We start from the raw sequence: 12,145 nt of genomic DNA, 5'->3' as shown, positions 1-12,145 counted from the left end.
TTATTAGCTAAACATAATAATTGAAATTCAAAACCGTCTGCTATTTTCTCGGGGCAAGCCCACGAGGTTTGCTAGCAGACTATAACTTCTATCACCTTCTGACATTCTATCTGCTATTTTAACTTCTATATTATTACCAAGACAGGGTTTAATTTTTCCATCTGCAGTTAATCTCAATCTATTACAATTGGCACAGAAATTATTACTGATTGCAGAAATAAAGCCTATACTTCCTTTCGCTTCCTCTACTTTATAATATCTGGCCGGGCCACTGCCCTCAATTTGAGCTGAATAAAGATTAAATTTTTCTGAAATATATTCTTTTATTTTTTCACTGCTGTAGAATTTTTCTTCAGAAATATCAAAACCAAGCGGCATACAGTAAATACAGCGGAGATTGCAGCGGTCAGTTACTGAAATTCTTAAATGATTTATTTTCCTTCCAAATTTATCAATTAATTCTTTCATAAAATCAATCCCCATTCTGATATAATTTTATATTTTAATGACCATAAAAACAAAGTCTGGGCAAATCTGCCAGAACTGCCGCTCCTGCAATTGTATTTCCAAAAAAGTAATATTCTCTTTCATTGCTGTTCAATGTTTCTATTATATTATCTATTGAATTATTTACTACAGAAGATCCTGTGACAAGCACCAGATCTGACTCTTTAATAAGTTCTTCTGTATCAGTATTACCATTCCATATTTTAACACCATCTTTATATTCAGAGATCAATTTTGGATTTAAATCAGTCACTCTAACATTTTTAGATCCAAAAACTTTACTGCATTCTTCAGTTATTGCCGGCTGATAACCAATTATTCCAATATGCTCTGCATCACTATTTTTTTTAATCCATTTTACCATTTCCTGAGAACATTTATGTGGTTCCTGATCCCGGCAGTGTATAGTTTTTTCTGCCATATTTAAATGATTTAACACAGCATTAACAGTAGAAATAAAAAGTGCACGATGATAATTATTATTCAGTTTTAGATTAATAACATCTGAGATAGATCCATTAAATCTGCCAGGATGATCTGTAAAAGCCTGGCCAAAACTGCCCGAATAGTCTGCCTGTATCATGACTTCTCTGCCGATCAGCAGAGGAAAATCATCTCTGCCGGGATTACCTATAGCCTCTTCTGGAGAAAGACCCATTATTTCTATATCGATTTTTTCTTTTTCTATACTATAGTCTTTTATTATTTTAAAAAATTCATTTTTAGTTTTACTCAGTACATTCATATTATATCACTTCCATTTCCATAATATTAGTTTATTTTTCCAAAAGAACAATTTGGATACTGACAGACTTCACAGTGTCTGCAGAAACCTCCCAAACCAAGCTGAACAATATCTTCTCTGCTGATCTTCTCTCCGGCAAGTATTCTGGGATAAATAATATCAAAAACAGTAATTTTATAATAAAGAACACAGGCCGGCAGTCCTAAAACAGGAATATTGTCTAAATATGCCAGCATCAATTTATTCCCAGGCAGTACAGGAGCCCCATAACTTATTATTTCTGCTCCAGTAGCTCTTATACCAGAAGGTGTCAGATCATCAGGATCAACTGACATACCACCTCCTGTTATTAACAGTTCTGCACCTTTTTCTTTCAAATCCAATAAAGCATCTTTAATTAAATCTCTATTATCAGGAACAAAGGTAAAATCCAGCAGTTCTCCACCCCATCTATTTAATTTTCTTTTAATTGTAGGCACAAATTTATCTTCTATTCTCCCGTGATAAACTTCGTTTCCGGTAACAACCAGGCCTACTTTATAATTCTTAAATGGAGATACCTCAAAAATATATTTATCAGCAGCCATATTTTCAATCTTTTTTATTATTTTTTCGCTGATAACAAGTGGGTTTATTCTGATTCCGGCTGCACTGTCTCCTTTTCTGACGGGGACTTTATTGTGTATTGATGTTATTAATACATCCTTAACATTATTTGCTTTTATCAGAAGTTCTTTGTTTATTTTCATTATACCGGAATAAGAAGCCTCCAATGTTACCTTACCTTCTTCCGGGCCAGCAAATGTAAATCCTTCACCACAGACAGCTTCTGCAATTCTCAAAGCTGCTTCATCTTCATGTAGATCATCTGGCTTTAGATCTATAATATATAGACTTTCTTTTCCCATATCTCTCAGCACCGAAATATCTTCTTCTTCCACCACATGACCTTTTTTAAATCTCGCTCCCTTGTATTCACCAGGAATAATTTGTGTCATATCATGTGCAATCGTTTCCCCCACAGCATTTTTTACAGTAATTTTTTTACAATTCATTAAGTTACCTCCAAATTTTTAATATTCACAACCAGTCTAAATATATACAATTACATGTCACCATTTAAAACTTTTATTTTCTTAAAGTTAAAAGTCAGCCAGGTAGTATCATTTTTGCTCAACTTCATGTTTTTATAAATATCTGCTGCCAGCTTTACTTTTATTTTTCTATCAACCATAAAGACACATTCAATATAAGTGGAATTTTTTTTAATTTCAATCAATTCTGCTTTAACTCTGTTAATATCAGGCCCGGGTGGTTTACGTTTAGATACATATATATCTTCAGGCAAAATCGCTATTTTCCTTATGCTTTTTTGGAGACTTGCAACAACAAAGTTTAACTTTCCACATTTTATCTCTTTTAAATACAGATTCAGTTCCTTACAGCTGCTGCAGATAAATATATTGGGTTCACCTATAAACTCAGTTACATTTTTGTTCTTCGGCTTAAAAAATACTCTGTCTGCTTTATCCACCTGTTCAATAACACCATTATTAATTACTGCTATCCTATCTGCCATTTCTTCTGCTTCAGAAAAATTGTGAGTTACATAAACGGTAGTTATATTCAATTTTCTCTGCAGCATTTTTATTTCCATTCTTAAATGTTTGGATATGCGGTAGTCCAGACTGCTCATCGGCTCATCCAGAAGCAATATGTCTGGAGAATATACTAAAGCTCTGGCCAGAGCAATTCTCTGTTTTTCTCCCCCACTTAAATTTTTAGAATATCGTTCTTTAATTTCAGTTATATTGAATAAATCTATTATATGTTCAACCTTTTCTTTAATCTCATCTTTAGAAAATCCCTTTGTTTTTAATCCATAAGCTATGTTATCATATACATTCAAATGTGGAAAAAGATTTATATTCTGGAAAAGATACCCGACATTTCTTTTCCCCGGCACTAAATTATTAACATTATTTTCTCCAAAATAGATTGAACCACTGTAGTCAACTATTCCTGCAATAGCTTTTAAAAGAGTTGTCTTACCTGAACCAGATGGACCCAGGAGAACCATTAATTCTCCATCTTTTATCGTAAAATTCATTTTCTTAAGACAAAATTCAGTTGAAAGATCCTTTATTTTGATATCAGGCATAATTTACCTCCACTGATCAGTAAATTTGGATTCTAAAAGAACTATTGTTTTTTCAAATAAAAAGCACATAAGTGACAGCAGCAGCAAACAGACTATAATTATGTCAACTCTTACAAGATTTTCTGCTTTCATCATTAAAGCTCCAATACCTGTTGGTATTGCGATCATTTCAGCTGCAATAACTACCCTCCAGGCCATTCCGGATTCTAATTTTAAACCGGTAAAAATACTCGGCAGAGCAAGTGGGATAATAATTGTAAATAGTATTTTTATTTCTGATGCCCCCAGAGTTCTGGCTGCATTTATTAAATTATTATCTACTCCTTTAATTCCAGCTATAGTATTATATACTATTGGAAAAAAACAGCATATAAATATTATAAGTACTGGAACCAGATTGTTTACTCCAAAAAATATTATAAAAAGTGGCAGCCAACCCAGGGCAGGTATTGGATAGGTCAAACTTATTATAAGACCTAAAAATTGATTAACATTTTCCTTCCAGCCCATCAAAATACCGACAACCAGACCCAAAAATGAACCAAGGAAAACTCCTGCTAAAACTCTTAATAAACTGCTGTAAAAATTTTTAATCAGTACTCCATTGATGGTTAAATAATAGAATTCTACTATTATTTCTTTAATTGAAGGTAAAAAGTTGTTTTCAAAGATTAAATTTAAAGATGCTGCACTTTCCCAGACTATAAAAAATATTAAAACAGGCACCAGTCCTTTTAAGTTATAATCAAATTTATTCATTATGCAGATACCTCAAATCTAATATTTCTTTTACATCAAATTTTTCTATATATCCTAAGTCTGACATATAATTAACAACACTCTGAACCTGATCTGCATCAATTTCTGTTGTGAATTCCAGCTCTTTTTCAATAGAATTTTTAATAATATCTGGAGTAATGCTGCTGTTTTTATTATTATCTTCCATTAAATATGATTCTCCACCTGCCTGAAGCGCCTCAGAAACTATAACAGAAGCTTCTTCAGGATTATCTTTTACAAATTGGATTGATCTTCTGTTAATTTCAACCAGCTTTTTGACCTGTTTGCTGTCTTTTTTTATTAAATCTTCTGTTACAACTAAAACACTACCCTGCATTTCAGGCCACAATTCTTTAGCATTTATTAATATTTTAAACCCCATTTTCTCTCCCATACTCGGATACTGTTCAGGCATAACACCAGCCTGAATCTTATTGTTTTTAATTGATAGTAGAATTTTGTTAGGACTCATTCTTCTAATATTTTTCATTACTTTTTCTTTGTTCAGATTTTTTTCTTCTATAAATTTATGTAACAAAAGATCTGCCGGACTTCCTTCACGAGGACAGCCGATTGCTATACCTTCTTTTTCCAGATCACTATCTATACTTATATACTCTGAGTTAACCAAAATTCCATATCCATATTTATGTGTTCCTGCTACTATTTTAATAGGAACTTTCCCATTGGCAAAAGCAGTAACTGCAGGAACAAGGCAGATATAAGCTGCATTTACATCTCCTCTGCTCAAAGCAGCTGACAGAGCCATTCCTGTTGAGTAAGTATCAAAAGAACTGATATTTAAATCATATTCTTCAAACCATCCTTTATTTTCAGCAACAAAAAAACTGGCTGCATGATCCATAAATTCAACTGCTATATTTATCGGTATATCTTCTGCAGCTGCCTTAAAATTAAGTGCTGGCATCATAAGAAATATTAACATGATAAAAATTAATGATTTTTTCATTATTACTCCCTCTTCCTTTTTTAAACGTTAATATTTGCTTTTTAAAAGCTTTTTAACAATTGCTGTGATATTCAAATAACACATGTTAATTATCCTATATCTTTAATTCTCATCTTTTGAGAAATATAAAACTGCTTCCAGAACCCCTCCACCAATGGCAAGAGCTTTTTCGGAAATAGTAAAACAGTATTCTTTTATATTCCTATTATCAATATCTCCAATTTTTTCGTGGTCTGCAACTTCAATACCCGGATAGATAATACCCCTTATTACTCCAGATATTTTTGCTTTTACTGGAATATAATCAACATATCCAAAAACTTCTCCTTTTTCAATTTTTTCTCCTATTTTTCTTTCACTCGTAAAGATACCTTCAGCAGGAGCACTTACAACTCTTTCTATGCTGTATCCAGGCACCTCACCCGGCTGTTTTTTATATGACATTGCCTCACCCTGATAAATTGCTCTTCCTAAATAGTGCCCGCGGTAGGTTTCAACAACAGCATTTACATTATCTCCAGTCTTAAACCCTGGACCCAAACCGATTACAATACTGGCTTCATCAATTTCTGTATTGTTTTTTCTCTTCATCATGCGTGCATCAACAACAATTTCTGGCTTCATTAATTTCTTAAAATCTTCCACATGACACCTGTTAAATACAGGTATAATCCCCTCTGACCATAATTTATTTATCTCATTAATATTATCTATATACACTGACTTAATTCCTTCAACCTCCCAGCTTCCTCTGTAAACACATTCTGCAAAAGAAACTGTCCTCCTGACAACAGTTGGGTTTTCAATTTCACTCATAGCTATATTAAAACCTGCTTTATACAGCCTGTAAGCAGTTCCTGAAGCTATATCTCCCGCCCCTTTGATTAAAACAATTTTTTCTCTGCAATTATTTTTACTGTTTTTATTCATACTTTCCTCCCTTTATACTTACAGAAGTATAACGAAAACAAAAAAATAAATTTCCCCCTACAGCAATAAAGAAAGCTCTTCTCCAATTCTTTTCATAGCTTTTGTAGCTTTATCTTTAATAAAAATATCTGTAATATAATTAGTATAATTCGATTTCTCAACATTAATCTCAATAATCTCTGTTCCATTATTTTTTGCAATAACAGGAATAGAAGATGCCGGCTGGACTTCTCCTGTAGTTCCAATTACTATAAATAAGTCTGCTTTTTCTGCTTCAGCAAATGATAATTCTTTTTCCTTCTCGGGTATTGCTTCTCCAAAAAAAACAAAATCAGGTTTTAAAATTTTACCACATCTTTCACATCTGGGTGGTAAATCTTCCAGAATTTCTTTATCGGCAGAATATCTGCTGCCGCATTTTGTGCAGACCAATTCTCTAGAATTACCGTGGAATTCAAATACTTTTTTACTGCCTGCTTTCTGATGTAAGTTGTCTATATTCTGTGTGACTACTGCTTTTACATAACCAACTTTTTCTAATTCAGCAATGACTTTATGGGCAGCATTTGGTTCTGCCCTACCAAAATAGTCATAAAAAATCTCTTTAATTTTAACCCAGCATTCTTCTGGATTATTATAAAAATTATTGAGATTCAGAATTCCTGGGTCATATTTACTCCACAGCCCATTTTCTCCTCTAAAAGGCGGCACACCACTTTCTACTGACACTCCTGCACCAGTAAATACTGTTGTGTGTGTTGAATTTTTAATTAAATCAGCTGCTTTTTTATATCTATCCATTTTGTTCACCTCATAACTATTATATAATTTTTATATCCTGGTTAAAAGGAGAAATTTTATATTTATTTATAAAATTGTTGAAATTTAAAGGGAAGGGGGGTGTCCAGGACCTTCCCTTTAAGATTTTTGACTTTAATATAATGGTAAATATTTTTTATATAATCAAATTACCATCTTCAATAATAGTTTTACCATCAATGATTAATGTTGGATTTTTAATTACTCCATCAATATGTAAATCCGAATTATTATTTCCTCCCATTGTAACATTGTCTCCAAATGCTATATGAACAGTATTTAATACTTTTTCTACTTCCAATAAACTGCTTGTAAGTACTGCTTTATCATTTGTGCCTATGCCAAGCTCTGCAATACACTTTGCATTTTTATCAGCATTATTGATAATATTTTCAAATTGTTGAGCTGCTTTTTCTCCTTCAATAGACAAAATTTTTCCTTTTTTAACTTCTATTTTCACTGGAGAATCAAGATTCTCAATACCTGCAATTGCACCATCAAATACTAATTTCCCATCTGCTGTATTTTCAACAGGAGCTGTATATGCCTCTCCGGCAGGAAGATTCCCAAAATCTCCTCTCTGAGTGATTTTACCTGTATCTGCAATTCCCTTTCTATTAGATATGGAAAATTCAATATCTGTACCTTTATCAGATATTAATTTGACATATTTACCATCATCCAATATTTCAGCGATTTTTATACTTAGTTCTTCAATTTTATTGTAATCTGTATTTAAAGTTCTCTCTAATATGTCCTCTGTTATACCAGGCATGCTTGCTACTCTGGTTCCTGCTTTACAGGCATTTCTGCGTGCATCTGTATGTGAAATAGATTTAGATGTAGGGGCAATAACAACGTCAGCTCCTGTCATTACATCTTCAATATACTTTGATAATTCTTCTCCGTCTTTTCCTTTTTCAGTCATCTCCAATAGATATACTTTATCTGTGAATTTTTTTCCAACATTAAATATTTTTTTAGCAATTTTATACCTTTTTTCATCTGTAATAATTAATACAGTTTCGTCTTTTCTAACTTTCATACATTCTGAAAAAATCTTTTTATATGCATTGTCCACAGTTATCACCTTTTCATTATTATTTATGTTCAATTACTCTGCCGTAATAAGGATCAAACTTCTTTTTTTCTGCTATATTCATTAATACCCAATATATTACTGATCCAGAAATCAAGGAATTTATAGCAGATATACCAAAATCTAAATTAAATCCAATTAAAGCTGACAATAATATTGTAATAAATGCCAGGAGGTTCCACTGCTTATATGTTGTATTCTGATCAAATGTATAGGTATCTTTTTTGTTCAGCAGATAATAATCAGCCATAATTATTCCCCCAATTGGTGGAATAAATGTTCCCAGAAAGTTTAAAAAAGGAACAAATAAATCTTCAATTCCAAAGGTTGCTATTACAGTAGCTGCAATACCAAGTACAAGTGAAACCTTATGTTTTGAAAAATTAAATACATTGGTAACTCCAAGTGAAGCCGAATATAAATTATTGTCATTACTGGTCCACTGAGCTAATATCACAATAAATAGTGGTGCTATTCCCATCTGCAGTGCTATCATCGCTGCCATAATTGTATCAGTCTGTACAGCTTTTGTCATTGTCATCCCAGCAAAATTTGCAAATGCAAATACAATCATAGCAATTCCTGTTGCAAGCCAGATATCTTTTTTGCTTTTGGCATAACGAGCTACATCTGGCTGCATTATTGCACCTATAATCCATCCTCCAATTACAATTGTTATTCCAGTTCCAAATCCAGCTGGATTTTTAGGTACTCTACTTATTATCTTACTTAAACCAACCTGATTAAATGCTACTATACTTCCCCAGAGACACATAATAAATATTAGCGGAGATGCTATAGAACTTAAAAATGAAAGTCCTTTATAACCTATTATTGCTGTCGTCATCATAACTAATCCACCCCAAAAAGCTGCTATATGAGGCTGGGTTAAAAAATAGTCCGGCCAAATTAAATTTATCGTTTCCCCAAAAAAACCGCACTGATATGCATACCACCCTGTTAATGATACTGTCCAGATTAAACCTATTATTTTAGATCCATCTCTACCAAATGAATGTCTGGCCAGTACAGAAAAACAAACTCCTGTTTCTGTACCAATTGCTCCTAATATTCCAGCTATTAAAAATAATACACAACAGCCTATTAGTATGGAAATTACTGCCCCTTTATATGTCAGCATTTGAGCCAGGGAAGCCCCTGTATATAATGTTGACATTGCTACTGCAAGTCCGGCAGTAACAACTGATAAATTATATAAAGTTCTTCTTTCACTCTGAGGAACCGGTTCAGTTGGATAGTCATAAAATTCACCGTTTTCTTTGCTCACTTTAGAAACCTCCATATACTTTTTTATTAATTATAAGCAGTAAGGAAAATTCCTTACTGCTTTATTATATTTTTAACTCAATTTAGCTTTTCAATTTCTGTATAGTCAATATCTTCAAAACCAAAATATTTTGGCCCAAGTACTTTTATTCCTTTTTCAGTTCTAAATTTGTCATTTCCTTTTACTCCTATTATAGTAACACTATCTCCGATATTAAGCTCACCATTAGTTACAGGTTCACCAGTATCAGTATTTAGTAATACAATAATATCAGGACTTGTGGCAATTACTTTATCATTTTTGTAGCAGATATGATTCTCGTTTTTAAACCAGATTTTAAATTCATCATTTTTAAATTTGTCTGTACCTTTAATATGTGTGGTACCCCAGTAATATCCATCTTTATCTTCATCATCTAATTTAGTTATCTTTCCTTTGCCGAGCTTCCATCCATTAAGCTCATCTATTAAACTACTAATAGGATTATCTGATTCTCTTATCAATTTACCCACTTTATAGCATTTAGAAAGAGAATTTTTAACTATGTATTTTTTCATCTCTTTTCCTGATAAAATAAATCCTGCCTGTCCTGCCAGTCCATAAGCTGCTGCACTAATAAGTTTTCCTATTCTTTCGACTATTCTAAAATTTATAGAATCTTTTATAATTGATACATTACCCCATTCATCAACACTGGAAATAGGCCAGATTTTTTTATTATCTAAAGCAGGAGTGGTCTGCAGAATTTCTGGAATTGCTCTGCCGACATAATCTCCATCTAAAGCCTGCATATTATTTGAAATACCAGCTGCTATAGCCCCAGGAGCATTGGAACCTCCCAGCTCTATTGGTACAACATAATCAATTTTTTTATCCATATAATTTTCCAATTCTTTTAAAGCTTTAGCCAGCATTTGCTTTTCATCATTAACTGAATTTTCCAATCCAAATTTTTTCATTTCTTTTTTTATTTTATCAGTTTTGGGAGCTATTGAGCCCATTAAAAATGGAGTGGCCACTACAGCATCATCTTCTATCTGATCTGGTGAAACAAGTTTTATCTCTTTCCCTTTGTTTAATTCAGACATTATAGATACAATACCGTTTTCCGGCAGTCCACCCCCACCTGTTCCAAAAAATGTACATCCTCTAACAAAATCTTCTACTTCCGTTTTAGTTTTTAGAATTAAATCACTCACACTAGACACTCCTTTTTAAAATAATATTGACAAAAGATAAATAACAAATATTTACCTGGTAAATTTACTAAAAAACAGCTCTGTGTTATAATTAAGTTGGTTAAACTTTTTATCGCAGGGCTGTTTTTCTATTTTTATTTACCAGGGTATAACTGTGTTTTCACCTCCCCATGTATAATTTTTTGATAACTATAGTATTGTCTGCTGGGGAAATTGGTGAATATAAGTATCATTAAGTACAAAAAAGCTGAATCTTCTGATGAATTTAGCTCTAAGCTCTCTTTTTATAGTGTGTTTAATTTCTTTAACTATTTTAATAATAACAAATTTTTATGTATAAATCAATAATTTTTATGTATAAATCTATAATATGAAAGGATTTTTTATGATAAAAAACAGATTATCTATTTTAATGGCTGAAAATGATATTAAAACTATGCTCGAATTGAGTAAAAAAACGGGTTTAGATAAAAACACAGTTTCGAACTGGTATAATCAAAAAGTAAGCAGATTTCCAGCCAATACTATAGAGGTCCTATGTAAATTTTTTGATTGTCAGGTAGGAGATTTATTGGTTTATATACCGGAAAATGAATAAAATTAAAAAACAGCCCTGTAAAGTTAAAAATCCTGCCGGAAAATTTCCAGCAGGTTCAAAATAAAAACCCCTCCCAGTATTTATTTTAGGAGAGGCTTTAATCATCTATGTTTATTCCGCTATTTTATTATTCAATTTATATATTTCTTTTTCATTTTCAATCTGTTTTACTGCGTAAAATGTCATGTCAGATTGAATCTTATCAAGTTGAGATTCGGTTTTTGTTCTAAATTCACTTAAACCACCAACCTGTTCAAATGTTGCATTTACTCTCTTTTCTATACGGGTCAGTGTTTCTTTGGTTTCAACTCTAAAACTATTAAACTCTCCCCGGAAGTTGGATAAATTAACTTCCAAACCATCAACTCTAGAATCTAGACCAGCAAATTTAGAATCAAGTTCATTTACTTTAGAGTCGAGTTTGTCGACTCTGGAATCAAGTTTATTTACCTTAGAGTCGAGTTTATCTACTCTGAAATCTAACTTATCTACTTTAGAATCAAGTTTATCTACTCTAGAATCTAATTTATCTACTTTAGAATCGAGTTTATCTACTCTAGAATCTAATTTATCTACTTTAGAATCGAGTTGATCGACTCTGGAATCTAATTTATCAAACTTAGAATCTAGTTTATCAAACTTAGAATCTAACTTATTAAATTTAGAGTCCAGATCTTCAATTTTTGAAAGGATCAAGTTTAATGCCTTATCTGCAGCCACCTCATTTTCACCCTCCTCCCCTCGTATTCTCCAAAAATCTTTAAATTTATTTGTATTTATTAGCTATCAATTCAATTATATTATTTAAAATATTAATATGCAAGGAACTCTAACATATTTCTTAACTCTAATTATAGTACATATATTTGTTTTAACACCTTTGAATATGTTGCTGTATATTTATTCTACTTTCTTTATTTTGTTACAGCAAATAACTACAGCGATATTCAAGGTAGTGATAGAAGTTATAGTCTGCTAGCAAACCTCGTGGGCTTGCCCCGAGAAAATAGCAGACGGTTTTGAATTTCAATTATTATGTTTAGCTAATA

General features: G+C 32.1%; 13 protein-coding genes. 1 reads left to right on the top strand and 12 read right to left on the bottom strand.

Features of this window, described 5'->3' with window-relative positions:
- Positions 1-27: 27 nt before the first annotated feature.
- From DFR78_RS11355 to DFR78_RS11305, 11 genes are all read right to left on the bottom strand, one after another.
- The gene (locus DFR78_RS11355) at positions 28-468 is read right to left on the bottom strand and encodes a hypothetical protein (protein ID WP_147267772.1); all 441 of its coding nucleotides are present in this window, start codon (positions 466-468) and stop codon (positions 28-30) included.
- A 34-nt stretch (positions 469-502) separates the two neighbouring features.
- Positions 503-1,252: a Rossmann-like domain-containing protein gene (locus DFR78_RS11350; RefSeq protein ID WP_114458945.1), complete on the bottom strand. Its 750-nt coding sequence runs from the start codon at positions 1,250-1,252 to the stop codon at positions 503-505.
- A gap of 26 nt (positions 1,253-1,278) precedes the next feature.
- A complete protein-coding gene (locus DFR78_RS11345) occupies positions 1,279-2,307 on the bottom strand; it encodes a molybdopterin-binding protein (protein ID WP_114458944.1) in 1,029 nt (342 codons plus the stop codon).
- Between the two features lie 50 nt (positions 2,308-2,357).
- Positions 2,358-3,413, bottom strand: coding sequence for an ABC transporter ATP-binding protein (locus DFR78_RS11340; RefSeq protein WP_114458943.1), 1,056 nt, complete (start codon positions 3,411-3,413; stop codon positions 2,358-2,360).
- A 3-nt stretch (positions 3,414-3,416) separates the two neighbouring features.
- A complete protein-coding gene (locus tag DFR78_RS11335; RefSeq protein ID WP_114458942.1) occupies positions 3,417-4,172 on the bottom strand; it encodes an ABC transporter permease in 756 nt (251 codons plus the stop codon).
- Complete coding sequence (locus tag DFR78_RS11330; protein WP_114458941.1) at positions 4,165-5,163, bottom strand: ABC transporter substrate-binding protein; 999 nt, start codon at positions 5,161-5,163, stop codon at positions 4,165-4,167. Before DFR78_RS11330 ends, DFR78_RS11335 begins: the two co-directional genes overlap by 8 nt.
- 102 nt (positions 5,164-5,265) lie before the next feature.
- Complete coding sequence (gene yqeB / locus DFR78_RS11325) at positions 5,266-6,093, bottom strand: selenium-dependent molybdenum cofactor biosynthesis protein YqeB (RefSeq protein WP_114458940.1); 828 nt, start codon at positions 6,091-6,093, stop codon at positions 5,266-5,268.
- A 57-nt stretch (positions 6,094-6,150) separates the two neighbouring features.
- Positions 6,151-6,894 carry an NAD-dependent deacylase gene (locus DFR78_RS11320; protein WP_114458939.1) on the bottom strand — a complete coding sequence of 248 codons (744 nt, stop codon included), beginning with the start codon at positions 6,892-6,894 and terminating at the stop codon, positions 6,151-6,153.
- Positions 6,895-7,048: 154 nt separating this feature from the next.
- On the bottom strand, positions 7,049-8,026 hold the full coding sequence (locus tag DFR78_RS11315) for an aminopeptidase (RefSeq protein ID WP_233487062.1): 978 nt from the start codon (positions 8,024-8,026) through the stop codon (positions 7,049-7,051).
- The gene (locus DFR78_RS11310) at positions 8,013-9,299 is read right to left on the bottom strand and encodes a cytosine permease (protein ID WP_158531768.1); all 1,287 of its coding nucleotides are present in this window, start codon (positions 9,297-9,299) and stop codon (positions 8,013-8,015) included. The genes DFR78_RS11315 and DFR78_RS11310 overlap by 14 nt, the downstream gene beginning before the upstream one ends.
- A gap of 77 nt (positions 9,300-9,376) precedes the next feature.
- Complete coding sequence (locus tag DFR78_RS11305; protein WP_114458937.1) at positions 9,377-10,498, bottom strand: DUF917 domain-containing protein; 1,122 nt, start codon at positions 10,496-10,498, stop codon at positions 9,377-9,379.
- Between the two features lie 385 nt (positions 10,499-10,883).
- Here DFR78_RS11305 and DFR78_RS11300 point away from each other — a divergent pair, with 385 nt between their 5' ends.
- Complete coding sequence (locus DFR78_RS11300) at positions 10,884-11,096, top strand: helix-turn-helix transcriptional regulator (RefSeq protein ID WP_114458936.1); 213 nt, start codon at positions 10,884-10,886, stop codon at positions 11,094-11,096.
- Positions 11,097-11,207: 111 nt separating this feature from the next.
- Here DFR78_RS11300 and DFR78_RS11295 read toward each other — a convergent pair whose 3' ends face one another.
- A complete protein-coding gene (locus tag DFR78_RS11295) occupies positions 11,208-11,816 on the bottom strand; it encodes a hypothetical protein (protein ID WP_199505620.1) in 609 nt (202 codons plus the stop codon).
- Positions 11,817-12,145 lie beyond the last annotated feature (329 nt).

The organism is Halanaerobium sp. MA284_MarDTE_T2 (assembly GCF_003337245.1).
In the GTDB taxonomy this organism is placed as follows: Bacteria; Bacillota; Halanaerobiia; order Halanaerobiales; family Halanaerobiaceae; genus QPJE01.
The sequence above is the reverse complement of the archived record's forward strand: the minus strand, read 5'-3'. Positions and strand labels throughout refer to the sequence as shown.